The organism is Streptomyces gelaticus (assembly GCF_014649535.1).
GTDB classification, from domain to species: domain Bacteria; phylum Actinomycetota; class Actinomycetes; order Streptomycetales; family Streptomycetaceae; genus Streptomyces; species Streptomyces gelaticus.
This window is the reverse complement of sequence record NZ_BMTF01000018.1, coordinates 1-25,393: the sequence shown is the minus strand read 5'-3', so window position 1 is coordinate 25,393 and position 25,393 is coordinate 1. Positions and strand designations below refer to the sequence as shown.

The 25,393-nt window shown below is 72.6% G+C and carries 23 protein-coding genes and 1 pseudogene; 13 read left to right on the top strand and 11 right to left on the bottom strand.

Annotated elements, in window-relative coordinates; all coding sequences use genetic code 11:
* Positions 1-115: 115 nt before the first annotated feature.
* The 6 genes from cseC to IE107_RS23745 form a co-directional block, all read right to left on the bottom strand.
* Entirely contained in the window at positions 116-1,498 is a 1,383-nt protein-coding gene (gene cseC / locus IE107_RS23770) for a two-component system sensor histidine kinase CseC (protein WP_189546079.1), read from the bottom strand.
* On the bottom strand, positions 1,495-2,199 hold the full coding sequence (gene cseB, locus IE107_RS23765; RefSeq protein WP_189546078.1) for a two-component system response regulator CseB: 705 nt from the start codon (positions 2,197-2,199) through the stop codon (positions 1,495-1,497). Before cseB ends, cseC begins: the two co-directional genes overlap by 4 nt.
* Before the next feature lie 10 nt (positions 2,200-2,209).
* Complete coding sequence (locus IE107_RS23760) at positions 2,210-2,944, bottom strand: hypothetical protein (protein ID WP_373302483.1); 735 nt, start codon at positions 2,942-2,944, stop codon at positions 2,210-2,212.
* On the bottom strand, positions 2,932-3,540 hold the full coding sequence (locus IE107_RS23755; RefSeq protein ID WP_189546076.1) for a SigE family RNA polymerase sigma factor: 609 nt from the start codon (positions 3,538-3,540) through the stop codon (positions 2,932-2,934). The genes IE107_RS23760 and IE107_RS23755 overlap by 13 nt, the downstream gene beginning before the upstream one ends.
* A 177-nt stretch (positions 3,541-3,717) precedes the next feature.
* Positions 3,718-4,620: an HhH-GPD family protein gene (locus IE107_RS23750; protein ID WP_189546075.1), complete on the bottom strand. Its 903-nt coding sequence runs from the start codon at positions 4,618-4,620 to the stop codon at positions 3,718-3,720.
* Positions 4,621-4,775: 155 nt separating this feature from the next.
* Positions 4,776-5,423, bottom strand: coding sequence for a phosphatase PAP2 family protein (locus tag IE107_RS23745; RefSeq protein ID WP_189546073.1), 648 nt, complete (start codon positions 5,421-5,423; stop codon positions 4,776-4,778).
* Positions 5,424-5,661: 238 nt separating this feature from the next.
* Here IE107_RS23745 and IE107_RS23740 point away from each other — a divergent pair, with 238 nt between their 5' ends.
* Positions 5,662-6,411 carry a hypothetical protein gene (locus IE107_RS23740; protein ID WP_229867191.1) on the top strand — a complete coding sequence of 250 codons (750 nt, stop codon included), beginning with the start codon at positions 5,662-5,664 and terminating at the stop codon, positions 6,409-6,411.
* Positions 6,412-6,552: 141 nt separating this feature from the next.
* Here the strand turns inward: IE107_RS23740 and disA are convergent, their stop codons facing one another.
* Positions 6,553-7,677, bottom strand: a complete 1,125-nt coding sequence (gene disA / locus IE107_RS23735) for a DNA integrity scanning diadenylate cyclase DisA (RefSeq protein WP_189546071.1) — start codon at positions 7,675-7,677, stop codon at positions 6,553-6,555.
* Between the two features lie 80 nt (positions 7,678-7,757).
* Positions 7,758-9,170, bottom strand: a complete 1,413-nt coding sequence (radA, locus tag IE107_RS23730; protein WP_189546069.1) for a DNA repair protein RadA — start codon at positions 9,168-9,170, stop codon at positions 7,758-7,760.
* 273 nt (positions 9,171-9,443) lie between these two features.
* On the opposite strand from radA, the gene IE107_RS23725 reads away from it, so the two are divergent.
* Positions 9,444-11,297, top strand: coding sequence for a hypothetical protein (locus tag IE107_RS23725; protein ID WP_189546067.1), 1,854 nt, complete (start codon positions 9,444-9,446; stop codon positions 11,295-11,297).
* Between the two features lie 30 nt (positions 11,298-11,327).
* Here IE107_RS23725 and IE107_RS23720 read toward each other — a convergent pair whose 3' ends face one another.
* Positions 11,328-12,179 carry a DUF3109 family protein gene (locus tag IE107_RS23720; RefSeq protein ID WP_189546065.1) on the bottom strand — a complete coding sequence of 284 codons (852 nt, stop codon included), beginning with the start codon at positions 12,177-12,179 and terminating at the stop codon, positions 11,328-11,330.
* A gap of 40 nt (positions 12,180-12,219) precedes the next feature.
* Here IE107_RS23720 and IE107_RS23715 point away from each other — a divergent pair, with 40 nt between their 5' ends.
* The 4 genes from IE107_RS23715 (at position 12,220) to ilvD (ending at position 16,720) form a co-directional block, all read left to right on the top strand.
* A complete protein-coding gene (locus tag IE107_RS23715; RefSeq protein WP_189546064.1) occupies positions 12,220-13,167 on the top strand; it encodes a Ppx/GppA family phosphatase in 948 nt (315 codons plus the stop codon).
* Positions 13,168-13,266: 99 nt separating this feature from the next.
* Complete coding sequence (locus IE107_RS23710; RefSeq protein ID WP_373302482.1) at positions 13,267-14,094, top strand: sugar phosphate isomerase/epimerase family protein; 828 nt, start codon at positions 13,267-13,269, stop codon at positions 14,092-14,094.
* The gene (locus IE107_RS23705; protein WP_189546062.1) at positions 14,091-14,744 is read left to right on the top strand and encodes a TetR/AcrR family transcriptional regulator; all 654 of its coding nucleotides are present in this window, start codon (positions 14,091-14,093) and stop codon (positions 14,742-14,744) included. The genes IE107_RS23710 and IE107_RS23705 overlap by 4 nt, the downstream gene beginning before the upstream one ends.
* A 125-nt stretch (positions 14,745-14,869) precedes the next feature.
* The gene (gene ilvD / locus IE107_RS23700; RefSeq protein WP_189546060.1) at positions 14,870-16,720 is read left to right on the top strand and encodes a dihydroxy-acid dehydratase; all 1,851 of its coding nucleotides are present in this window, start codon (positions 14,870-14,872) and stop codon (positions 16,718-16,720) included.
* A gap of 34 nt (positions 16,721-16,754) precedes the next feature.
* Here ilvD and IE107_RS23695 read toward each other — a convergent pair whose 3' ends face one another.
* On the bottom strand, positions 16,755-18,953 hold the full coding sequence (locus IE107_RS23695; protein WP_189546255.1) for a serine/threonine-protein kinase: 2,199 nt from the start codon (positions 18,951-18,953) through the stop codon (positions 16,755-16,757).
* A gap of 132 nt (positions 18,954-19,085) precedes the next feature.
* Here IE107_RS23695 and IE107_RS23690 point away from each other — a divergent pair, with 132 nt between their 5' ends.
* The 6 genes and pseudogenes from IE107_RS23690 to proC all read left to right on the top strand — a co-directional run bounded on the left by IE107_RS23690 (position 19,086) and on the right by proC (position 23,428).
* The gene (locus IE107_RS23690) at positions 19,086-19,427 is read left to right on the top strand and encodes an SH3 domain-containing protein (RefSeq protein WP_189546058.1); all 342 of its coding nucleotides are present in this window, start codon (positions 19,086-19,088) and stop codon (positions 19,425-19,427) included.
* Between the two features lie 79 nt (positions 19,428-19,506).
* Positions 19,507-20,046 carry a hypothetical protein gene (locus tag IE107_RS23685; RefSeq protein WP_189546056.1) on the top strand — a complete coding sequence of 180 codons (540 nt, stop codon included), beginning with the start codon at positions 19,507-19,509 and terminating at the stop codon, positions 20,044-20,046.
* Positions 20,047-20,199: 153 nt separating this feature from the next.
* Positions 20,200-20,984, top strand: a pseudogene (locus IE107_RS23680) (class I SAM-dependent methyltransferase).
* A 32-nt stretch (positions 20,985-21,016) separates the two neighbouring features.
* Entirely contained in the window at positions 21,017-21,784 is a 768-nt protein-coding gene (locus tag IE107_RS23675) for an ABC transporter ATP-binding protein (RefSeq protein ID WP_189546054.1), read from the top strand.
* Positions 21,781-22,551 carry an ABC transporter permease gene (locus IE107_RS23670; RefSeq protein ID WP_189546052.1) on the top strand — a complete coding sequence of 257 codons (771 nt, stop codon included), beginning with the start codon at positions 21,781-21,783 and terminating at the stop codon, positions 22,549-22,551. Before IE107_RS23675 ends, IE107_RS23670 begins: the two co-directional genes overlap by 4 nt.
* A 67-nt stretch (positions 22,552-22,618) precedes the next feature.
* Positions 22,619-23,428, top strand: a complete 810-nt coding sequence (gene proC / locus IE107_RS23665) for a pyrroline-5-carboxylate reductase (RefSeq protein WP_189546050.1) — start codon at positions 22,619-22,621, stop codon at positions 23,426-23,428.
* 1 nt (position 23,429) lies between these two features.
* On the opposite strand, the gene IE107_RS23660 is transcribed toward proC, so the two are convergent.
* The gene (locus tag IE107_RS23660) at positions 23,430-24,014 is read right to left on the bottom strand and encodes a cysteine hydrolase family protein (protein ID WP_189546048.1); all 585 of its coding nucleotides are present in this window, start codon (positions 24,012-24,014) and stop codon (positions 23,430-23,432) included.
* 74 nt (positions 24,015-24,088) lie between these two features.
* Here IE107_RS23660 and IE107_RS23655 point away from each other — a divergent pair, with 74 nt between their 5' ends.
* On the top strand, positions 24,089-25,078 hold the full coding sequence (locus IE107_RS23655; protein ID WP_189546046.1) for a GlxA family transcriptional regulator: 990 nt from the start codon (positions 24,089-24,091) through the stop codon (positions 25,076-25,078).
* Positions 25,079-25,393: the final 315 nt, after the last annotated feature.

Genomic DNA, 25,393 nt, shown 5'->3' with positions numbered 1-25,393 from the left:
CGGTGTACGGCGGAAGGCTCCCGGGGCGACGCGCCCCGGGAGCCTTCCGCCGTACCGGGCTCGCGGGAGCCTTCCGTCGTGTCCAGCCCCTCGGAGCCTCCTGTCGCGCGCCGGCTCAGCCGCCGGAGCGTCCGCAGCCGGACTCCGCGCCCTGTGCCCGGTCGCCGTCCGGACTCCGCTGCTCGGACACCTGGAGCATCGGGAAGCTGCCGGTGTTCGTCGGCGCGTGCTCGGGCAGCCACAGCACCGCGATCGCCCCGCCCGTGCCCTGCGCCGCCCCGTCCGGCGCCGCGTTGCGGAAGGTCAGCCGGGCCCCGAGGACCCGCGCCTGACCGGCCGCGATCGTCAGCCCGAGCCCGTGCCCGCGTCCGGCCCGGTCACTGCTTCCGGTACGGAACCGGCTCGGCCCCTCGCGCAGCAGCGCCGCCGGGAACCCGGAACCGTGATCGCGGATCCGGACCACCCGGCCCTCGACCGTGACCTCCACCGGGGTCGCGCCGTGCTTGGCGGCGTTGCCCAGCAGATTGCCGAGGATGCGCTCCAGCCGGCGCGGATCGGTGTTGACCCAGGACTCGTGCACCACCCGCACCCGCACGTCCGGGTCCAGCAGCGCGACCCGCCGGCTGACGAACTCCCCCAGCGCGATCTCCTGGAGCTCGGCCCGCTCCGACGCGCTGTCCAGCCGGGCCACCTCCAGTACGTCCTCGACGAGCGTGCGCATCGCCTGCGCCCGGTCCCGTACCAGCTCGGTGGGGCGGCCCGGCGGCAGCAGCTCGGCCGCCGTCAGCAGACCGGTCACCGGCGTGCGCAGCTCGTGCGCGATGTCCGCGGTGACCCGGCGCTCCGCCTCGATGCGCGCGTTCAACGCGTCCGTCAGCGCGTCCACCGCACCGGCCAGCTCATCGGTCTCGTCCTGGACGACACCGCCGACGGCCTCCCCGACCCGTACCTCCGTATTGCCCTGCGCGACCCGGCCCGCCGCGGCCGCCGCCTTGCGCAGCCGGCGCGACAGCTGCCCGCCGATCAGTACGCCCAGCGCACAGCCGCCGAACACCACCGAGACCGAGCCGATGATCAGGGCCCGGTCGAGATCGCGCATGATCGTGGAATTGCGGCCTGCGAACCGGGTGTGCAGCGAGAGCACGTCGCCGTGGCCGACCGGCACGGCCGCCCACACGTCGGGCACCCCCTTGCTGGACACCTCGACATGGGTGGCGCGCCGGTTCCTGGCGGTCTCCGCGCGCAGGCTGTGCGGCATGGTCGGGTCGTTGAGCTTGGCGCCGAACCGGGGGTCGGCCTTCTTCGTCTTCGTCGCCTCGTACAGCAGCTGTGCCTGCGTCAGCCGCTCCAACTGGACCTCGCGGGCGTTCTCCAGCATCGAGACCCGGGCCGCGTTGTGGACGACGAAGCTGAGCGCGACCGCGGTCAGCGCGCCGACCGCCGCGATCGCGATGCTGATCTTCCAGCGGACTCCGGTCCGCAGGGCCGGCCGCCTCATGGCCTGAGTTTGTAGCCGAAGCCGCGGACCGTCTCGATCCGGTCCTGGCCGATCTTGGTGCGCAGCCGCTGCACATGGACATCCACGACCCGGGTGTCACCGCCCCATCCGTAGTCCCAGACCCGCTCCAGGAGCTTGTCGCGGGAGAGCACCGTGCCGGGCGCGGCGGAGAACTCCAGCAGCAGCCGCATCTCGGTCGGGGTCAGCGCCACCTGCTCGCCGCCGCGGTGGACCGCCATGCCCTCGGTGTCGACCTCCAGATCGCCGAAGACCAGCACCCCGCCGACGGGCTGCGGCTCCGGCTCCCCGAGCCCCGCCTGCCCGCCCGAGGCATGGCCGAAGCGGCGCAGCACGGCACGGATCCGGGCGACCAGGACCGCCCCGTCGAAGGGCTTGGTGACGTAGTCGTCCGCGCCGGCCTCCAGGCCGAGCACCACGTCGATCGAGTCCGCGCGGGCCGACAGCATGATCACGGGCACCGTCGACTCGTCGCGGATACGACGGCAGAGGCTGACCCCGTCGAGCCCCGGCACCATCACGTCGAGGAGGGCGATGTCGGGGCGGTCGGCCCGGAAGGCGTCGAGACCCGACAGGCCGTCGGGCATGGCGGTGACCGCGAAGCCGGCGCGCTCCAGCGCCAGCTGGGTGGCCTCGCGGATGACGTCGTCGTCCTCGACGAACAGGACGTGGGTCTCGGCCATCAGACTGCTCTCAGTTCCCCGCCGGTTCGGGGGCCCCCGGAAGGGCCGCTTCGCCGCTGCCGACGGCTCGGTTGAAGTCGTTGTGCACCCGGTCGTGCTCGTTGAACCGGCTGCCCGCCCAGCGGTAGGTGATCACTTCCTCGCCGGAGGGGTAGGCGACCGAGTCCTTCTTCTCGTACACCTGGGTCGTCACGACCAGGTCACCGCGGTCGATGGTGCCGTAGACCGCGGGCTGTTCGATGGTGAACACGTTCTCGTACGTGCCGTTGCTCCGCGGCCGGTACACATAGGTCCCGACGCCCACCGAATCGCCGCAGGTCATCACGTTGACCACGACATCGGGCGAGGGGCCTGCGGTCATGGTGCCGTAGGAGGTGTCGACCGGGTACGCGGAGCCGGTGCAGGGCTTCAGATCCGTTCTGACCCGCTCGCTGACCTTGGGGTCGTGCTTGAGCAGCGTCACGGGGTCGATCCGCGAGGAGGGCTTCGCGGAGGAGGACGGACCGCCGCTGGGCGTGGCCTGGGCCACGGGCTGGGTGCCGGCCGGGCCCTCGTCCCGGGTGCCGGTGCCGCCGGTCGAGCACCCGGCGGCGAGCAGCCCGAAGGCGGCGAGGCCGACCAGGGTCATGGCGCTCGCCGCCCGGCCGGTCAGGACCCGGCCACGTCCGACGGTGGCCGCCCGGCCACCGTTCTCTCTTCCACCGCCACGGTCCCCGCCGTCGCCGCTGGCTTTCAGGCCGCGCAACGCTCCCGCCCCCGTTCGTCCGTATGCCTGCCCACCCGCGCACGCACCTGAGCACGGCCGGCCGACAGCTCCTGCTCCTCGCGTAGCCGGGCCTCCCGGCTCGCCGCCTCACGGCTCTCCAGCTCCTGGCGCAGCCGTGCCAGCGCACGGTGCAGGGTGCTCTTCACCGTACCGGCCGACATGCCGAGCGCCGCAGCCGTCTCCTCCGTACTCATCTGCTCCCAGTGTCGCAGCACGACGACGCTGCGCTGCTTGGGAGCCAGTACGCCCAGTACATCCATCAGCAGGGCGCGGTCGGCGTGCTGCTCGGTGCCGTCCTCGACGCTCGCGTCGGGAAGCTGCTCGGTGGGGACCTCGTCCAGCTTGCGGGCCCGCCACCACTCCGTACGGGTGTTGATCATGACGCGGCGCAGATAGGCGTCGGCCAGGGACTTGTCGGCGATGCCGTCCCAGCGGCCGTACGTACGGGCCAGTGCGGTCTGGAGCAGGTCCTGCGCGTCCACGGGGTCGGGGACCAGCCGTCGCGCGCTGCGCAGCAGCGCGTCGTGCCGAGTGCGTACGTAGTCCTCGAATGCGAGCACCTCGCCGTGCGCCATTTCCAACCGCCTCCGTCCCCGTGGATCCCCGTGGTTCCGCCGTCAGCCATCGATCGGTCGGGCTGACGGGAGAGACGCTACGGAGCGGTTGTCACGGGGTTGTGCGGAGCAGCCATACGCCGACGCACGGCTGTCCATCGGTTGTGTAACAGCGGGGGAGCGGCGCGGGCGCGGGGCTCAGCTCAGCGGCAGCCGGTACTGCCCGCCGGCCAGCGGTTCGACCAGGCCGTCGGCGACCAGGCCGTCCAGCGCGCGGGCGCGTTGCACCGGTTCGTCCCACACCGCGTCCAGCGCCGACTGCGGCACCGGCGTCATCGCCTCGCGCAACACGGCGAGCAGCCGTCCGCGCACCTGCCGGTCGGTGCCGGCATAGGTCTGACCGCGCCGCGGGGGCCCCTGGTGGGCGGGCTTCCCGGCCAGCCGCCAGGCGCACTGCCCGGCGATCGGGCAGCGGTTGCAGTCCTCGTTCTTCGCGGTGCAGACGAGGGCTCCGAGCTCCATCGTCGCGGCGGCCCAGCGAGCCGCCCGCTCGTCCTCCTCGGGGAGCAGCGCGCGGGCGAGCTTGCGCTCGGCGGCGGTGGTCGCGTTCGGCGGGTACTGGATCCCGGTCGCGGCGCGGGCGAACACCCGGCGGACGTTCGTGTCGAGCACGGCATGCCGCTGTCCGTACGCGAACGAGGCCACGGCCGCCGCGGTGTACTCGCCGATCCCGGGCAGGGCGAGCAGCTGGGCGTGCTCGCTCGGTACGTCGCCGCCGTGCCGTTCCGTTATGGCCTGCGCGGCCCCGTGCAGGCGGAGCGCCCGGCGGGGGTAGCCGAGCCGGCCCCAGGCGCGGACCGCCTCGCCGGGCGGTTCGGCGGCGAGGTCGGCCGGGCGGGGCCAGCGGGCCAGCCACTGCTCGTACACCGGGAGGACCCGGCTCACGGGGGTCTGCTGCAGCATGAACTCGCTCACCATCACACCCCAGGCGCCCGCTTCGGGGCGGCGCCAGGGCAGATCGCGGGCGTGCTGTTCGAACCACCCGATGACGGGAGTGTGGAGGGAGGCGGGGGGCGTCTGTGTCGCAGTCATGGCAGTCATCGCACCGTCGATCCTGGCACGGAAGAGCGGACGACGGTTCCGCGCACGGTGGTGTCGCTCCGCCTCAGGGCCCTTGGGGTGATAATGCCACCCGTCCGCGCCCCGGTGGTCCGGCAACCGGCCCAAGGGGGCCCGGCCGGGCTCCTCGGGGGGTGTCAGTGCCGCTTGGCCCGTCGACGGGAGCGGCCGGCCGGGCGCTCGCCCGGCCCCGAGGCCCAGGCCGCCACCGGTGCCCCGCTGCCGCGTACCGTCCGGGCGAGCGACTGTGCCGGGCGGCGCAGTACGGCGACCACCAGGGCCGAGACCGCGGCGCCCAGCAGCAGCCCGACCGCCACGTCGTGCGGGTAGTGCACGCCGACGAAGACCCGGGAGAAGGCCATCAGCAGCGCCAGCGGCACCGTGAGCCAGGCCAGCCGGGGCCGGGCGATCGCCAGGGCGACGGCCGCCGCGCCGGCGATCGCGGAGTGGTTGCTGGGGAAGGACCAGTCGCCGGTCGGCGGGCAGGTCACCAGCGAGGCCGCCGCGCCGGCGACCGACCTGCACGGGCGTTCCTCGTCCACCACCGACTTGAGCACCTCGCTGGCCACGTAGCCGAAGGCTGTCGCGACGGGCGCGAGCACGGCCAGCGCCAGGGCGCCGTCGTCCTGGTTCCGGGCCCGCCACCACCCGGTTATGAACAGAGCACCGAAGACCAGGAGCCCGAGCTCCGTCCATATCTCGGCCAGATGTTGCACCCATGACGGCATGTCATGCGCGAAGTCGGTGATGTCCCGGTAGAGCGGGGCCGTAACTGAACTATCCATGTGACAGAGGGTAGTCAATGAAATCGGAGGTTCATCCGGGCGATGCCCGGTGTTCAACTCGGCGGCGGTACGGGACCGGAACGGGCCGCCCGTGATGATGATCCGTAAAACTTGATGACCGGAGCGGCGGGTGGGGCGGGAGTCGGCGCCGATCTCTCGTAGAGTTTGAGCCGTGGGATCTTTGCGTAATCCGATCGGGCCGCTTCCCTCCACCATCTACTGGCGACGGAGGGCCGTAGTGGCGACGCTCGTCGCGCTGCTCGCGCTGCTGGTCGTATGGATCGTCACTTCGGGCGGCGGCAAGGAGACCAAGGACGACTCCCGGCCCGCCGGGTCCGGCCCCGCGCGCGAGATCACCCCGGGGCCCGAAGGCTCGGGCCCGGCCATCAGCCAACAGCCCGGCGGACGCGACGAGTCGGGCGACTCGGGCGGTGGCGGCGGGGACGACGACGGTACGGGCGCGGGCTCCGCCGGTTCCGCGGGCGACGGCGGCACGGACGCCGGCGGCGGAGCGGGCACCGGAGCCGGCGGCGCGAGCGGCGGTGGCGGGCCGGCCGGCCAGCAGGTCCCGGCCTCCTCCCCGCTCCCCGACTGCACCCCGGCGGCACTGCACTTGAGCCTGAGCACCAAGCTCAGCTACAGCCCCGGCGTGAAGCCGGAGTTCAAACTGGTCGTCAAGAACACCTCGACCACCACCTGCAAGGCCGACCTCGGGCCGAAGAGCGCGGTACTCACCATCACCGAGGCCGGCGGCGACGACAACCAGGTGTGGTCCTCCAAGGACTGCCCCCGCGACGCGGCCGCCCTGCTGCTGAAGGTCCCGGCGGGCGAGACCGTCGTGCACACCGTGGAGTGGGACCGCAGGAAGAGCTCCCCGCAGTGCGCGACGCCGTCCGCGGGGACGGCCGGACCCGGTACGTATCTGGTCGAGGCGAAGGCGCCGGGCGAGCCGGTGCAGCGCGCCTCGTTCGTCCTCGCGAAGGACTGAGCGAGCGGGCGCCGGGGACAAGCAGGGAATCCGGGGCGGGCGGGCCCGGGAAACGCGGCGGGGCCCGGTCCAAGGGCTGTCCGGCGGATCAGGGTCGGACAGGCCCTGGTCCGTATACCGGCTCCGCGGCCGCCGGTTCTTCTACACGTACCGTTCGAGGATCGACGACTCGGCCAGCCGTGACAGGCCCTCGCGCACGCTGCGCGCCCGCGCCTCGCCGACGCCGTCCACCGTCTGGAGGTCGTCCACGCTGGCGGCGAGCAGCTTCTGCAGACCGCCGAAGTGCTCCACCAGCCGGTCGATGATCGCCCCGGGCAGCCGCGGCACCTTGGCCAGCAGCCGGAAACCGCGCGGCGAGACCGCCGAGTCGAGCGTCTCGGGCGAGCCGCTGTAGCCCAGGGACCGTGCCACGACCGGGAGTTCGAGCAGCTCGGTGTGGGTGAGCGCGTCCAGCTCGGTCAGCGCCTCGGCGACCGTTCGGGACCGCTTCGCGGTCGGCTCCGGCACGTAGTCGCGTACGACCAGCTCGCGCTCCGGCTCGACGCCCGCGATCAACTCGTCCAGCTGGAGCGAGAGAAGCCGGCCGTCGGTGCCGAGCTCGACCACGTACTCCGCGATCTCGGTCGCGATCCGGCGGACCATCTCCAGCCGCTGGGCGACGGCCGTGACATCCCGGACCGTCACCAGATCCTCGATCTCCAGCGCGGAGAGCGTGCCCGCGACCTCGTCGAGCCGGAGCTTGTACCGCTCCAGGGTGGCGAGGGCCTGATTGGCGCGGGAGAGGATCGCGGCGGACTCCTCCAGGACCCGGCGCTCCCCGTCCACGTAGAGCGCGATCAGGCGCATCGACTGCGAGACCGAGACGACCGGGAAATTGCACTGCTTGGAGACCCGGTCCGCCGTGCGGTGGCGGGTGCCGGTCTCCTCGGTGGGGATGGACGCGTCCGGCACCAGCTGCACGCCGGCGCGCAGGATCTTGGTCATGTCCTTGTCGAGGATCAGCGCGCCGTCGAGCTTGGCCAGCTCGCGCAGGCGCGTCGCGGTGAACTCCACGTCCAGCACGAATCCGCCGGTGCACATCGACTCGACGGTCTTGTCCATGCCGAGCACGATCAGTCCGCCGGTGTTGCCGCGGAGGATGCGCTCCAGGCCGTCCCGCAGCGCCATTCCGGGCGCCACGGCGCTCAGCGAGGTGCGCATGAGCGCCTCATTACCGGTGCCTTGGCCGGACTTTCCGGGCGATGCTGCCCGGTCGTTGGCTGCCACTGCACTCCTCCGGTCACAGGTTTGCGGTGCCCTTACGTCCCTCGTACCGTTCGTACGGACGGGCGAGACCAGGGCAAAGTCTACCGGCGTGCGCTCTCCTCCTGGGGGGCCTGTGCGCGAGACCGGCGCGGGAGGACTCTCAGCGCATCGCCCATGTTGGCGACTTCTGTGACCTTCATACCGGCCGGGACCTTCCCCGGGTCGGTCGGGACCAGCGCGTGCGTGAAGCCCAGGCGATGCGCCTCGGCCAGCCTGCGCTGGACCCCCGTGACCCTCCTGACCTCGCCCGCGAGGCCCACTTCGCCGATCGCCACCAGGTTCTTGGGCAGGGGGGTGTCACTCGCGGCACTGGCCAGGGCCAGCGCCACCGCGAGGTCGGCAGCGGGCTCGGAGAGCTTCACCCCGCCGACCGTCGCGCTGTAGATGTCCCGCTTGCCCAGCGAGCTGATCCGGCCGCGCTGCTCCAGGACCGCGAGCATCATCGACACCCGGGACGTCTCCAGGCCCGAGGTCGTGCGCCGGGGCGAGGGGATCTGGGAATCGACCGTCAGCGCCTGCACTTCGGCGACGAGCGGCCGCTTGCCCTCCAGGGTGACGGTCAGGCAGGTGCCGGGCACCGGCTCGTCGCGCCGGGTGAGGAAGAGGCCGGAGGGGTCGGCAAGGCCGGTGATGCCCTCGTCGTGCAGTTCGAAGCAGCCGACCTCGTCGGTCGCGCCGTACCTGTTCTTGACGCCCCGTACGAGCCGCAGGCGGGCGTGGCGGTCACCCTCGAAGGACAGCACCACGTCGACGAGATGCTCCAGCAGCCGCGGCCCCGCGATCGCCCCCTCCTTGGTGACGTGGCCGACCAGGAGCGTCGACATGCCGCGCTCCTTGGAGGCCCGGATGAGGGCCCCGGCGACCTCCCGGACCTGCGCCATGCCGCCCGGCGCCCCGTCGATCTCGGGCGAGGCGACGGTCTGTACGGAGTCGAGGATGAGCAGCGAGGGCTTGACGGCGTCCAGATGGCCGAGGACCGCGGACAGGTCGGTCTCGGCGGCGAGGTAGAGATGGTCGTTGATCGCCCGGATCCGGTCGGCGCGCAGCCGCACCTGGCTCGCGGACTCCTCGGCGGTGACGTAGAGCGTGCGGTGGTCGTCGCTCGCGGCCTTGGCGGCGACGTCCAGCAGCAGCGTCGACTTCCCGACGCCCGGCTCGCCCGCGAGGAGCACGACGGCACCCGGGACGAGACCGCCGCCGAGCACCCGGTCCAGCTCACCGACGCCGGTCGACCGGGCGGTGGCCTGCCGGCTGTCGACCTGGCCGATGGGGAGCGCGGCGGTGCTGACCCGGCCGGCCGCGGTGGTCCGCACGGCGGGGGCGCCGCCGAACTCCTCGACCGTCCCCCACGCCTGACATTCGGGGCAGCGGCCGAGCCACTTGGCGGTCGTCCAGCCGCACTCGGTGCAGCGGTAGGACGGCCGGTCCTTCGCGGTTTTCGTACGGGCAGCCATGGCGCAACCGTATAGGTGGGGTACGACAGTGCCGCCGGGGGCGGTCCGGCGGTGGTGTGCCCGGCGGCGGGGGGCGCGCGCTCCCGAGGGCGGCGGCGCCTCCGGCGGAAGGCTGTGCAACCCCGTCGGAGTGCCGTGCGCCTCTGGTGGAAGGCCGGGCGCTTGCGGCGGAATAGGGAATTCCTGTCCCCTTTTGAGGGATACGTTCACCCGTAAGGATTAAAAGTGCAGAAGAGGAGCGAAGGTGTGCCGTGTGCTGCCTACGGTCGCAAGGTGACGAGCAGCGGTCTGGAGCCACCCACGCACACCACCGGCGCACACGGGGCACGGCGCAGTGCGCCCCGTCTCTCGACGCACTCCTCGCCGCCTCGGCCGCCCGCCCGTTACGAACCCCATCTCGACGGCCTGTTCACGTACTGCCTCTCCGTGCTCTGCGACCACGACGCCGCCACCGAGGCGCTCGGCGGTGTGCTCGCGCTCGCGGAACGGCAGGAGGGCCGGTGCCCGGCAGGCGAGGAGGAACGTAAATCCTGGCTGTACGCGCTGGCCAGATGGATGTGTCTGCGCAAGCTCGCCGAGCAGAAGCAGGGCCGCCAGGCGCACCGGCGCAAGGCCGGGAAGCAGCCGCGGAGAGTCTCCTCGCAGCAGGAGGCGAAGCGGGCGGGCGGACCTCCCGGCAAGCAGCCGGGCGCAGCGGCCGCCCAAGGGGCGCGCGCGGGACGCCGTACACCCCCGGCCGTCGCCGCGAGGACCCCCGCCCCCGCCGCGTCCACGCCGGGCGGCGCCCCCGCCCCCGCCGCCCACGCCGCCGAGACCGAGGCCACCGCTGAGGCGCACCGCCGTGAACTCGCGCAGCTGGCCTGGCCCGAGGCCGCCGGCACCACCCCCGAGCAGCGCGAAGCGCTCGAACTCGCCGTGCGCCACCACCTCCCCCCGCGCGCCGTCGCCTCCGTCCTGGGCCTCGAACCGGCGGCCGCCCGTGAGCTCCTGGCCGCCGCGGCATGCGAGGTGGAACGCACCCGCGCCGCCCTCGCCGTCGTCGAGACCGGCAACTGCTCCACCGTCGCCCGGCTCACCGGCGAACACCGCGTCCTGCTCTCCGCCGCCCTGCGCCGTGAACTCGTCCGCCACGTCGACGACTGCCCCCGCTGCCGCCGGGCCGCCGAACGGGCCGGCGCCGCGGGCCCGTGGCCCGGTGGCGCGGTCACCCCGGCCGCCGCGCTGCCGGTCGTCGAGGCGCCCCGGCCCTCGGTGTACGCAGCGATGGTCCACGCCCGGCGCAACCGTTCCGGCGGCCCCCGATTCGACCGGGCGGGCTTCCCCGTGGACCCGAAGGACCACGCCGCGCGCCGGGACCGGCTGCGGGCCAGGGTCGTCACGACGACGGTGGTGGCGACGGTCGTCGCCGCCCCGGTGATCGCCCTGTGGGCCGCCTACCGCGGCGCGCCGCTGACCGGCGAGGGCCATGAGGGCTCGTCGGTGACCGCCACCGAGAGCGATGCCCGCCGCGACTCCGGCGGCACCCCCGACGGCCACTACGAGAACGCGGGCAACGCCCGCCCCCAGCCCGGCGCCCGCTTCGAGGACGGCCGCTCCCCGGACGTCTCGGCGGAGGTGATCAGCTCGGGTCCGGGCCGTGGCGGCGCCCGCGGGCTCACCGTCGAGGCCCGCTCCTGGGGCGGCAGGACCCTGATCCGGCTGACCGCGTCCGGCGGCGCGCCCGTCGCCTGGTCGGCCCGCGCGGACGCGTCCTGGGTGGGCCTGAGCCGCTACTCGGGCACGCTCGCCGCGGGCGAGAGTGTCACGGTCCGCGTCCTGGTGGACCGACGGCGGGAACCGGCCGGCCCGTGGAGTGCGCGCATCGCCCTCGCCCCGTCGGGTTCGGCGGTGGTGATCCGGGGATCCGGGGCCGCGCCGTCCGTGCCCGGCGGACCGGGACACCCGGCGGAACCCTCACCCGGATCTTCGCAGCCACCCACGTCCTCGCCGGACCCCACACCGTCCACCGGCCCGAGCGATCCCACGCCGACGCCGACGGACCCGGGCCCGACCGACCACCCGTCGCCCTCACCGGACCCGTCCGGCTCCACGACCCCCGCCGACCCGGGGACGACCCCGACGGGCTGAAGCGGACCGGCCGGGCTCACCCCCCGGCCGTCACGCCGGATCGACCGGGTCCGCCGGGTGCGGTGCCATCGGCAGCAGCGAGGACAGCCGCTGCTCGCACAGCTCGACGAGCCGCTCGTACGCCTCCTTGCCCATCATCTCGGTGAGCTCGGGCCGGTACGAGACGTACACCGGTTCCCCGGCCCCGTGCGCCGAGGTCGCCGAGGTGCACCACCAGTGCAGGTCGTGGCCGCCGGGACCCCAGCCCCTGCGGTCGTACTCGCCGATCGACACCTGGAGCACCCGGGTGTCGTCGGGCCGGTCGATCCAGTCGTACGTACGCCGGATCGGCAGCTGCCAGCAGACGTCCGGCTTGGTCTCCAGGGGCTCCCGTCCCTCCCGCAGCGCCAGGATGTGGAGCGAGCAGCCCGCGCCCGCCGCGAATCCGGGCCGGTTCTGGAAGATGCACGAACCCTTCCAGCGCCGCGTCTGGCGTTCCCCGTCGTCGTCGACCTCGACCCAGCCCGTTTCCGTGCCGACGTCGTGGAACTGCCACAGCTCGGGGGTCAGCCGCTCGACGTGCTCCGCCACCCGCTCCTCGTCGTCCTCGTCCGAGAAGTGCGCGCCCAGCGTGCAGCACCCGTCGTCCGCACGGCCCGCCTGGATGCCCTGGCAGCCGCTGCCGAAGATGCAGGTCCACCTGGAGGTCAGCCAGGTCAGGTCGCAGCGGAAGATCTGCTCGTCGTCCGCGGGGTCCGGGAACTCGACCCAGGCGCGCGCGAAGTCGATTCCTGTCTCGTCCTCGGACCGGTTCGGTCCGTTCACTTCCTGTTGCTGCATCTCCTGCTTCGTTCTCTGCTTCTTCGTGTTTTTGCCCGGCTTCGCCTTTTTCGTCTTTGGCACGGGCCAAGAGTAAGTCCGCGCTGCCGGTAGCGTGCCGGGTATGAGACTCGGAGTCCTCGACGTGGGTTCGAACACGGTGCATCTGCTGGTGGTGGACGCGCACCCCGGCGCGCGCCCGCTGCCCGCGCACTCGCACAAGGCGCAGTTGCGCCTGGCCGAACTGCTCGACGAGGACGGGGCGATCGGTCCCGACGGCGTGGACCGGCTCGTGGCGACGATCACCGACGCGCTTCAGGCCGCCGAGGACAAGGGGTGCGAGGACGTCCTGCCGTTCGCCACGTCCGCGGTACGGGAGGCGAGCAACGCCGATGAGGTGCTGGCCCGGGTGCGGGACGAGACCGGCGTCGACCTCGCCGTCCTCAGCGGCGAGGAGGAGGCCCGGCTCACCTTTCTCGCCGCCCGCCGCTGGTTCGGCTGGTCAGCGGGACGGCTGCTGGTCCTGGACATCGGGGGCGGTTCGCTGGAGATCGCGTACGGGATGGACGAGGAGCCGGACGCCGCGGTGTCGCTGCCGCTCGGGGCCGGCCGGCTCACCGCCGGCTGGCTGCCGGGCGACCCGCCGGACCCGGCACAGGTGAAGGCGCTGCGCCGTCACGTACGGGCCAGGATCGCCCGCAGCGTCGGCGAGTTCACCCGTCTCGGGCGCCCGGACCACGTCGTGGCCACGTCCAAGACCTTCAAGCAGCTCGCCAGGATCGCGGGCGCCGCGCGTTCCACCGACGGCCTGTACGTGCAGCGCGGCCTCACCCGCAAAGCGCTGGAGGAGTGGGTGCCGAAGCTGACGGCGATGACCACCGAGCAGCGGTGCGGTCTGCCCGGCGTCTCCGAGGGCCGGGCCCAGCAGCTGCTCGCCGGGGCGCTGGTCGCGGAGGGGGCGATGGACCTGTTCGGGGTCGAGGAGCTGGAGATCTGCCCCTGGGCGCTGCGCGAGGGCGTCATCCTGCGCCGCCTGGACCACCTGCCGGCGGAGCGGGCCGCGCTGGGCTGAGCGCGGAGTGCCGCCAGGTGGCCAAAAGCCCGCCATGGCCCTGCTCACTTTCCGCCGGGACCCCTCGGTGCGGCGCACCACTGCCCGTACGCTGTCCCAGTGGCAGAACCAGTGGTGCGCATCCCGGATGCGAAGGTCGCACTGTCGACGGCTTCCGTCTACCCGGAATCGACGGCGACGGCCTTCGAGATCGCCGCGCGCCTCGGCTACGACGGCGTCGAGGTCATGGTGTGGACCGACCCCGTCAGCCAGGACATCGAGGCACTGCGGCGGCTCTCCGACTACCACCGGGTGCCGATCCTGGCCGTCCACGCGCCCTGTCTGCTGATCACGCAGCGGGTCTGGTCCACCGATCCGTGGGTGAAGCTCCAGCGGGCCCGTGCCGCGGCGGAGAAGCTCGGGGCGACGACCGTGGTCGTCCATCCGCCGTTCCGTTGGCAGCGCAATTACGCGCGCGACTTCGTCACCGGGATCTGGCGCATGGCGGACGAGACCGATGTGCGGTTCGCCGTCGAGAACATGTACCCCTGGCGCTACCGGGACCGCGAGATGCTCGCCTACGCCCCCGACTGGGACGTCACCCACGACGACTACCGCCATTTCACCGTGGACCTCTCGCACACCGCGACCGCCCGGACCGACGGCATGGCGATGGCCGAGCGGATGGGCGACCGGCTCGCCCACATCCATCTCGCCGACGGCAAGGGGTCCAACAAGGACGAGCACCTGGTGCCCGGCCGGGGCGACCAGCCCTGTGCCGAACTCTTGGAGCACCTGGCCCGTACCGGCTTCGACGGCCATGTCGTCATCGAGGTCAACACCCGCCGTGCCATGTCCACCGCCGAACGCGAGGCCGACCTGGCGGAGGCGCTGGCCTTCACCCGGCTCCACCTGGCGTCGTCCCCGACCCGGGCACCACGCCCATGACGGACGACCCCACGGGCCCCAGTGACCCCACGGGCCCCGGCGACCCCACGGGCCCCAGGCGCCGCGGCCGCCCCTCCCGCACCACCGCCCCCACCGGCCCCGACGCGCGCACCCGCATCCTGGAGGCGGCCCGCACCGAGTTCGCGGAGCGCGGCTACGACAAGACGTCGGTCCGGGGCATCGCCAAGGCGGCGGGCGTCGACTCCGCCCTGGTCCACCACTACTTCGGCACGAAGGACGAGGTCTTCGCCGCCGCGATCGAGCTCTCCTTCGAGCCGGCCCTGGTGATCCCGGCCGTCCTCGGCGAGGGCACGGACGGCGTGGGGGAGCGGCTGGCCCGCTACTTCATCGCCGTATGGGAGAACCCGGCGTCCAGGGCGCCGCTGCTGGCGATCATGCGGTCCGCCCTGACGCACGAGGCGGCGGCGAAGGTCCTGCGGGGCTTCGTCCTGCGCCGGCTCCTGGAACGCGTCGCGGAGGCACTCGACGTACCGGACGCCACGTTCCGCGCGGAACTGGCGGCTTCGCACATGATCGGGATCGCGATGCTCCGCTATGTGATCCGGGCGGAACCACTCGCGTCGGCCGACCCCGAGAAGATCGTCGAGATGGTCGCACCGACCCTTCAGCGCTATCTGACAGAAGCCTGAACCGGCGCCCCGCTGTCTGCCCACCCACCGAGCAATTCGTCCCGCATTTCGGACACTGTGTCCAGATCTTGGAGCCGGAGGCGTACGCTCGGAGGCAGTCTTTGATGTCGAAGGAGCGAGAGACGATGCCCCAGCTGAGGTCCCGCACTGTCACTCACGGCCGCAACATGGCGGGCGCCCGTGCCCTCATGCGGGCCTCGGGCGTAGCGAGCGAGGACATCGGCAAGCCGATCATCGCGGTCGCCAACTCCTTCACCGAATTCGTCCCCGGCCACACCCACCTGGCCCCGGTCGGCCGGATCGTCTCCGAGGCCATCAAGGCCGCGGGCGCCGTGCCCCGCGAGTTCAACACCATCGCCGTCGACGACGGCATCGCGATGGGCCACGGCGGGATGCTCTACAGCCTCCCCTCCCGCGACCTGATCGCCGACTCCGTCGAATACATGGTCGAGGCGCACTGCGCGGACGCGCTGATCTGCATCTCCAACTGCGACAAGATCACCCCCGGCATGCTGATGGCCGCGATGCGCCTCGACATCCCGACGGTCTTCGTCTCCGGCGGCCCGATGGAGGCCGGCAAGGCCACCCTCGTCGACGGCACGGTCCGCAAACTCGACCTGATCAACGCGATCAGCGACGCCGTCAACGAGAACGTCTCCGACGAGGACATCCTCCGCATCGAGGAGAACGCCTGCCCCACCTGCGGCAGCTGTTCCGGCATGTTCACCGCCAACTCGATGAACTGCCTGACCGAGGCGCTCGGCCTCTCCCTCCCCGGCAACGGCTCCGTCCTCGCCACGCACACCGCCCGCAAGGCGCTGTACGAGGAGGCCGGCCGCACGGTCGTCGAGATCACCAGGCGCTACTACGAGCAGGACGACGCATCGGTCCTGCCCCGCTCCATCGGCACCCGCGCCGCGTTCGACAACGCCATGGCGCTCGACATCGCGATGGGCGGCTCCACCAACACGATCCTGCACCTGCTGGCCGCCGCCCAGGAGGCCGAGCTGGACTACGACCTCGGCGACATCGACGCGGTCTCGCGCCGCGTCCCCTGCCTGTCGAAGGTCGCGCCGAACGTCGCCCCCGGCGGCACGTACTACATGGAGGACGTCCACCGGGCCGGCGGCATCCCCGCCATCCTCGGTGAGCTGCACCGCGGCGGCATGCTCAACGAGGACGTGCACTCGGTCCACTCCGACTCCCTCGGCGAGTGGCTGAAGAACTGGGACGTCCGCGGTGGCTCCCCGTCCCCCCTGGCCGTCGAGCTGTGGCATGCCGCGCCCGGCTGCGTCCGTTCCGCCACCGCCTTCTCGCAGTCCGAGCGCTGGGAGACCCTCGACCTGGACGCGGCGGGCGGCTGCATCCGCGACGTGGCGCACGCCTACTCCAAGGACGGCGGCCTCGCGGTCCTCAAGGGGAACCTCGCCGTGGACGGCTGTGTCGTGAAGACGGCGGGCGTCGACGAGTCGATCTGGACCTTCGAGGGCCCGGCGGTCGTCTGCGAGTCGCAGGAGGAGGCCGTCGACAAGATCCTCCGCAAGGAGATCAAGGAGGGCGACGTCGTCGTCATCCGCTACGAGGGCCCGCGTGGCGGCCCCGGCATGCAGGAGATGCTCTACCCGACCTCCTTCCTCAAGGGCCGCGGCCTCGGCAAGAGCTGTGCCCTGGTGACCGACGGCCGCTTCTCCGGGGGTACGTCGGGCCTGTCCATCGGCCACGCGTCGCCGGAGGCCGCGTCGGGCGGCACGATCGCGCTGGTCGAGGACGGCGACGCGATCAGGATCGACATCCCGAACCGTTCGATCGAGCTCCTCGTCCCCGAGGCCGAGCTGGCGACCCGCCGCGAGGCGCTGAACGGCGTCCACGCGCCGAAGAACCGCGAGCGCAAGGTCTCGGCGGCGCTGCGTGCCTACGCTGCGATGGCGACGAGCGCGGACCGGGGCGCGGTGCGCGACGTGTCCAAGCTGGGCTGACCGGCCCGTCGGCCGACGAGGACCCCGCCCGCTCTCACCAGCGGGCGGGGTTCTGTCCGTCCACGGCGAACACGGACCCGTCGGGCGCGGTCCCGAAGACGGTCCGGCCGGCGGCGACGGGGGCGGGCAGCGCCGAGGAGTACGTGAGCCTCCCGTTCCGCAGCCGTGGGCCCGTCTGCCCCAGCAGCTTCCCGCGCGCGGTGTCCACGGCCAGCAGCCGCCCGTCCGCCGTCGAGAAGTACAGCCGGTTCCCGGCGCCGAGGACGGGGGCCGAGGTCCGCCCGGCAGCCGTCTCCAGCTGCCAGCGGACCGTTTCGCCGCCCTGGGCCGGCTGGGTGTCGACGGCGACCAGCGTCCCGCCGTGCGCCAGCAGATAGGCGGTGTCCCCGCCGAGCACGACCTCCGGTTCGTTCATCCGGAACGGCAGCGCCATCCGTACGACGTTCCGCGTCCCGGGTTCGTAGCGGACGAGCCCGACGGTCTGGGCGTCCCCGTTCATGGACGTCATCACGAGCGCACTGCCCGAGGTCCCCACCGGAGTCAGCATCCCGTTCAGCCGCCGCTGCCAGGCCGTGCGCCCCGACGTGGCGCGGACGGCCGTGACCAGCGTGGTGGACCCGTAGGCGGAGTGCTCGAACGCGTAGGCCAGCCCGGTGCCGGCGTCGTACAGCGCGTAGTCCGGGCGCCGGTGCCCGGAGAGCGAGTGCCGCCAGAGGGACACACCGGTCGCGGAGTCGAGCGCCTCGGTGGTCCCGTCCTCGGCGACCAGCAGCAGCGCGTCACCCGCGTCGAAGGGGGTGCCCAGGTACGGGGAGAGGTCCGCGTCCCAGACCTGTTCGCCCTTGGCGGGGTCGTACGCCCGGAGCTTCCCGCCCGGCACCGCCGTGTGCACCAGAGGGCCGGAGACCGACACCACGCCGACCGACGGACTGTCCTCCGCAGCGCGCCGGGACCACAGCACCCGGCCGTCCGCGGGATCCAGCCGGGTGACACCGATGCCGTCCGCCGCGCAGAACAGACCCGCGGTCCGGCCGGTTGCCCCCTGCCCGGCCCCGTCCGCCGGGGAGCAGACCGGTGTCCCTTTGCCGGTGGTACGCAAGACCGTCCGCCACGGGGCGAAATCCTCCGCCGCCTCCTTCGCCCCGCCCGTACCGTCCGACTCGCCGGCCCCGCCGGAGCCGGCTCCCGTGCCGACGGCCCACACCCCACCGGCCCCCATGACCAGCAGTGCCGCGGTGGCAGCCAGCCACCGCTGCTTACCGCCGGCCCGGACCGCCTTCCTGCCCCGCGCCGCCGCGCCCGCGCCCACGTGCGTGTCCGCGTCGGCAGAGGCGTCGGCCCCGGTCCCCGGGAGGGGCGTCGCCGTGGCCGGCCTCCGCTGCGACGGTATGAACGCGGCGGCGTCGTACGAGGGCGGGCGCAGCGTCGTCATGATCCCGTCCGGGGTGGGCCGCCCGGCCGGGTCCTTCGTCAGGCACTGCCCGATCAGCGGAGCCAGGTCCGACGGCACGCCCGTCAGATCGGCCTCGTCGTGCACCACCTGGTAGGCCACGATGTACGGGCTGTCGGAGTCGAAGGGCCCCCGGCCGGTCGCCGCGTGGACGAGCACGGCCCCCAGGGCGAACACATCGGCGGCGGGCCCGACTTCGCGCGGCCGCTGGAACTGCTCGGGCGCCATGTACGGCGGCGAGCCGATCAGCTTGCCCGTCTCGGTGCGCAGATCGCTGTCGTACGGACGGGAGATCCCGAAGTCGATGACCTTGGGCCCGGCGTCGGAGAGCAGCACATTGCTCGGCTTGAGATCGCGGTGGATCACCCCGGCCCGATGGATGTCGCGCAGCGCCTCCGCCAGCCCCGCCGTCAGTCTGCGCAGTTCGGCGGGGGCCATCGGGCCGTTCCGCTTCACCTGGTCGGCGAGCGTGGGGCCGGGGACGTACAGGGTGGCCATCCACGGTTGTTCGGCATCCGGGTCGGCGTCGACGACCGGCGCGGTGAAGGCGCCGCTGACCCGCCGGGCCGCCCCGACCTCCTGCCGGAAACGCGCCCTGAACTCGGGGTCCGAGGCGTACTGCTGGTGCACCACCTTGACGGCGAGCTGCAGCCCGGAGGCGGAGCGTGCCAGGTGCACGACTCCCATGCCGCCTGCGCCGAGACGTGCCTCAAGACGGTACTGCCCGGCGTACTCCGGATGCTCCGCTTCCGGATTGGCTCCGGTACCTCGCAGCGGCGGCATCGCCCACCCCCGTGTGTTCGTCCGCAAGCGCGACGCACGGAGCCTAGTCGATGGTGCGTGCGATCCGGACGGGGCTTGTAGCCTGCGCGTCGTACACGTCGTACACACCATCTCTCAACGGGGGAGGGCCTCATGGCCATGGACGAGCACACCGACGGCACGACCGCGGCGGCCGACGCCATCGACGTCACCGAGGACGTGGAGACGCTCGCCGGCAGCGACGACGTCACCAGGTACCCGATCGCGCCCGGCTACCGCGTCAACGTCCGCACGGGACCGGGCACCAAGTACGGGATCGTCAGGACACTCCCGTACGGGATGAAGGTTCCGGTCTACTGCCAGAAGCCGGGGGAGCGGGTCACCGGCCCGTACGGCACCTCCAACCTCTGGGACAACATCGCCAACGGCCAGTTCGTGGCGGACGCCTACGTCCACACGGGCAGCGACGGCTACATCGCGCCGCGCTGCGACTGACCGGGACGGCGGCCGGCAGCGCGACGGGGATCGCGACCGGCGCGTCCGGGACCACGACCGGCCGGGGATAATCGACCTCGTGAGCGAGAACAGCGAAGCCCCCGGCGCCGGTGCCGCGCCCGGCTCCACCACGCCCGGCCCGCAGCCCGAGCCCCTGCGCTTCTTCGGTACGACCTGGGTCGACCACAGCGGGGGCTACGGGCTGCGCCGCGCCGGGGCCGCGGTCGGCTCCCTGGCCGCCGCGGTGGCCTCCTGCTTCGTGCTCCGCTTCGCCTACCAGGGGCTGCAGATCGCCGATGTCGGCAGCTTCGTCGGCATCCTGGTCGTCCTGATGTTCGCCATCTGCAGTGCCGTCGCCTTCCGCAAGACCTGGGAAGGGTTCAGCCGCCGCCCTGTCGATCCGGCGCGCGAGGCCAATCTGCGCGGTCTCAAGACGATCGGCTTCGTCGGCTCGCTGATCGCGTACTTCCTCCGTACGTTCCGGGAGGCGCCGGGCGAGCAGCTGCACCGCACGGAGTACGAGACGGCCTTGGCCCGCTACGAGAAGCGCCGCTCGGCCCGCACCGGGAACCCGGCGGCCCGCAGGAACGCCAAGGGCAAGCGCCCCAAGCGCAGGTAGGACGGCCCGGCCCCGGGCGGAAGCCACGCGCACCGGCGCGGCGCATGGCACGGCGGGACACCGGGGCGCCATCGCAGGACGAAACAACGGGTGCAGGTGCGCACAGGGCGGAATCACCGGCGCGAGCCCCGGCGCACGCGCCACGATGGCCCCATGCTTCCCGCCGATCCCGCCGATCCCGACCTACCCGCCACCCCGCCCCGCGCCCTCTCCTTCGACCGCGCGGCCGCCCAGTACGCCGCGGCCCGCCCCGGCTACCCGCCCGCACTCCTCGATGCCGTCGAGGAACTGGCCGGCCGCCCCCTCCGGGGCGCCCGCGCCGTCGATGTCGGCGACGGCACGGGCATCGCCACTCGCCTCCTCCACGAGCGCGGGGCCAGGGTCGTCGCCGTCGAACCGGGTGCCGGCATGGCGGCGGAACTCCACCGCTCACTCCCGCACCTGCCCGTCGTGCGCGGCGACGGCAACCGCCTCCCCCTCGCCACCGCATCGGCGGATCCGATCACGTACGCCCAGGCCTGGCACTGGACGGACCCGGCCCTCGCCGCCCCCCAGGCGCTGCGCGCCTTGGTCCCGGCGGCGCACTCGCGCTCTGGTGGAACGTCGCCGACCACTCCGTCCCCTGGATCGCCGAGCAGGACACCCGCCTCCGCCGCCTCTTCGGCGCCGACGACTCCGCCCACGGCTCGGCCGTCCGCTCCCGCGACCTGCCGTCCGGGCTCGACTTCACGCACCGCCGGCTGCCCTGGACCCGGCGGGTGTCCGTCGGTACCCACCTCGGCAGTCACTCCGCCTTCCTCGTCCTCGGGGAGAAAGGCACCCGGCGCTTCCTCGGCGAGGAGTGCGAGCGGCTCGCGGAACTCTTGCCGGACGGCACGGTCGAGGAGAGCTACGCGGTCGACCTGGACGTGGCGGTGAGCCCCGGCCCCGTCTCTTGACGGGCGGACACCCCGGGATCAATATTCATCGCATGATGAATTCCAGGGGTGCCGCCGTCGAGGCCCATGGCCTCACCGTCGTACGAGGCGACCGCACCGTCCTGCACGGCCTCGACTTCACCGTCGGCCCCGGCAGGATCACCGGCCTTCTGGGCCCCTCGGGCTGCGGCAAATCCACGCTGATGCGCGCCGTCGTGGGAACGCAGGCCAAGGTCACCGGCACCCTCGACGTGCTCGGCAGCCCCGCGGGCCACCCCACCCTCCGGCCACGCATCGGGTACGTCACCCAGGACCCGTCCGTCTACACCGACCTGACCGTCCGGCAGAACCTCGACTACTTCGCGGCGATCCTCCGGCCGGGCCGCCGACAGCGTGATGCCCGCCGGGCCGCCGTCGACCGCGCCATCACCGAGGTCGACCTCACCGGACGCGCCGAGGCCCTCGCCGGCACCCTCTCCGGCGGCGAGCTCGCCCGCGCCTCCCTCGCCGTGGCCCTGCTCGGCACCCCGGAACTCCTGGTCCTCGACGAACCCACCGTGGGCCTGGACCCCGTGCTCCGCCGCGACCTGTGGAACCTCTTCCACCGTCTCGCCGCCGACCACGGCACCACCCTCCTCGTCTCCTCCCACGTCATGGACGAGGCCGAGCGCTGTCACCGCCTGCTCCTCATGCGCGAGGGCCGGATCCTCGCCGACGACACCCCCGCGGCACTGCGCACCGCCGCCCGCGCGGACACCGTCGAGGAGGCCTTCCTCCACCTGGTCGACCAGGCCGCCACCCGTCAGGAGCCCTCCCGATGAGCACGCACCCGTCCCCGGCACCGGCACTCCTGAGCCCGGCCCGCACCCTCGCCACCGCCGCCCGGGTCCTGCGCCAGCTGAGCCACGACGCCCGCACCGTCGCACTGCTGCTCCTGGTCCCGGTCGTGCTGATCACGCTGCTCCGGTACGTGTTCGACGGCAGCCCCCGCGTCTTCGACGCCATCGGCGCCTCGCTCCTCGGCATCTTTCCGATGATCACGATGTTCCTGGTGACCTCGATCGCCACCCTGCGCGAACGCACCTCCGGTACCCTCGAACGTCTTCTCGCGATGCCGCTCGGCAAGGGCGACCTGATCGCCGGCTACGCCCTCGCCTTCGGTGCCGTGGCGATCCTCCAGTCCCTCCTGGCCACCGCCGTCTCGCTCTGGGCACTGGGCCTGGACGTCATCGGCTCCCCGTGGCTGCTGCTCCTGGTGGCCCTGCTCGACGCGCTGCTCGGCACGGCGCTCGGCCTGTTCGTCTCCGCCTTCGCCGCATCCGAGTTCCAGGCCGTCCAGTTCATGCCCGCCGTGATCTTCCCGCAGCTCCTGCTCTGCGGACTGTTCGTCGCCCGCGACCACATGGCACCCGCCCTCCGAGCCGTCTCGAACGTCCTGCCCATGTCGTACGCGGTCGACGGCATGGACCAGGTCCTGCGCCACACCGACATCACCGGCGACTTCGTCCGCGACGTCCTGATCGTGGCGGGCTGCGCCCTCCTCGTTCTCGCCCTCGGCGCCGCCACCCTCCGCCGCCGCACCGCCTGACGGGCCGGTGCGAGGATGGCGGGCACGAGCACCGAGAACCGTCAGCACCGCCCGGAGGGTGAACCACATGACCCAGACAGTCGCAGTCCTCGGCACCGGCAAGATCGGCGAGGCCCTGCTCAGCGGCATGATCCGGGCGGGCTGGCGCCCGTCGAACCTGCTGGTCACCACCCGCCGCTCCGAGCGCGCGGAGGAACTGCACAACCGCTACGGCGTCGACTCCGTCAGCAACGCCGAGGCCGCCAAGCGCGCCGACATCCTCATCCTCGCGGTCAAGCCCCAGGACATGGGCCGGCTCCTCGACGAGCTCGCCCAGCACGTCACCCCCGACCGCCTGGTCATCAGCGCGGCCGCGGGCATCACGACCGCATCCATCGAGGAGCGCCTCGCCACGAACACCCCGGTCGTACGCGTCATGCCGAACACCCCCGTCCTCGTCGACGAGGGCATGTCCGTCATCTCGGCCGGCAGCCACGCCACCACCGACCACCTCGCCGCCGCGGAGGCGATCTTCGGCGGCGTCGGCAAGACCCTCCGGGTCCCCGAGTCCCAGCAGGACGCGGCAACCGCCCTGTCCGGATCGGGCCCCGCGTACTTCTACTTCCTCGTCGAGGCGATGACCGACGCCGGCATCCTGCTCGGCCTGCCCCGCGCCCAGGCCCACGACCTGATCGTCCAGGCCGCCATCGGCGCCGCCGTGATGCTCCGCGACAGCGGCGAACACCCCGTCAAACTGCGCGAGGCCGTCACCAGTCCGGCCGGCACCACCATCAGCGCCATCCGCGAGCTGGAGAACCACGGCGTACGAGCCGCCCTCATCGCCGCCCTCGAAGCCGCCCGCGACCGCAGCCGCGAACTGGCCTCCGGCAACGGCTGACCTACTCCGCGGCAGCGATCAGCTCCGCGCTGCTCACCACCTTCGCGAACCCACCGCCGTGCAACGACACGGCGGTGGCCCGCGCCAGCTCGTCCGCGCTCTGCGTCCACCCCCACGGCCCGGTCAGGTCGAAGGTGTGCGTGGCATCCAGCGGGACGAACACCTCGTACCCGAGGTTCCCGCCCATCCGCGCCGTCGTCTCGACACACATATTGGTCTGGATCCCGGCCACCACGAGCTGCCGAATCCCGCTCCGGTCCAGCCACTCCCCGAGGTCCGGCGTCCCGTAGAACGCGGAGTTCACGCTCTTCGTCAGCAACAGCTCGGGCCCACTGCCCTTGCCGCGCCGCTCCTCCACGTACCCCTTGAAGCCGTTGCCCGGCTGCCCCACCCGCAACGGCGACTGCGGTTCGGGCGAGTCATGCCGTACGAACACCACAGGCCGCCCGCTCGCCTGCCAGGCATCGATCAGCCCCGCGATGTTCCGATCCGCCCCGGGGTTGTTCCGCGGCCCCCAGAACGCCTCCTCCTCGAAGCCTTCCTGCACGTCCACCACGATCAGCGCTGCGTTCTCTGCGATCTCCATGCGAAAGATCCTGCCGCCCGGCGCCCCCATGCCCCAGAGGTCACAAAGCCATCGATCGATGGTTTACTGCCACGATGGCGATCTCCACCGCTCCCACCCGCATCGCGCTCGTCTGCTTCCCCGGCGTCCGCGCCTTCGACGTCTCGGTCATCACGGAGGTCTGGGGCGTCGACCGCACCGACCGCGGCGTACCGCCCTTCCACCTGCGCCGCACCGCCGCCGAACCGACCCCCATCGCCCTGCGGGGCGGCCTCTCCCTCACCCCCGACCGCACCCTCGCCTGGCTCGCCCGCGCCGACCTGATCGTCGTCCCCGGCCTCGACGACCACGTGACACCGGCCCCCGCACCCGTCCTCGAAGCCCTCCGCCGCGCCCACGCCCGAGCCACCCCGATCGCCTCCCTGTGTGGCGGAGCCTTCACGCTCGCCCAGGCCGGCCTCCTGGACGGCCGCCGCGCAGTCACCCACTGGAACCTCACCGACCTCCTGAGCACCCGCCACCCCCGGGTGAAGGTCACCCAGGACGCACTCTTCCTCCACGACGACAACATCTGGACGTCAGCGGGCACCGCGGCCGGCATCGACCTCTGCCTCCACCTCGTACGCACCACCCACGGAGCCGAGATCGCGGCGACGATCGCCCGCTCGATGGTCACCGCCCCGTTCCGCACCGGCACCCAGGCCCAGTTCATCGAGCACCCCACCCCCCGTGCCGACCGTGACGCGGACACCCTCGCCGCGGTACGCGCCCACGCCCTGGCCCATCTGGCCGAACCCCACACGGTCGCCGGCCTCGCCGCCCGCGCAGGAATGTCCCCCCGCTCCTTCGCCCGGCACTTCCAGGCCACCACCGGTACGACCCCACTGCGCTGGCTGATCACCCAACGCATCGCCGCAGCCCAGAAGCTCCTGGAACGCACCGACCTCCCCGTCCCCGAGGTGGCCCGCCGTACCGGCTTCGGCAGCGAGGTCACCATGCGCCAGCACTTCGCCACCCACCTCTCCACCAGCCCCCGCGACTACCGCCTGGCCTTTCAACAGGACCAGGCCCCGGCCCGGGGTTGACACGCTCTGTCCAGATCCGTAAGGTGCTCCGAGTTGTCCGACGTGAGCGCCGACCCCGGTCGGTCCCCGGACAGCCATTCCGCAGTAACCACATCTGGTCGGTGACATCTGTCGCCGGACTTTCTGTGCGTTTTTGTGAAATGAGGAATCCGCGTTCGAAGGAACGCGACCCCGATTGGCTTCGGGGTCCAGGATTCCGCTAAAGTCTCACTCGTCGGAACGGCCCAACAGCCGGGAGGACAAACCCCGCTGACTGGGAATCAGGCCCGAAAGGATCTGATAGAGTCGGAAACGCCGGAAAGGGAAACGCGAAAG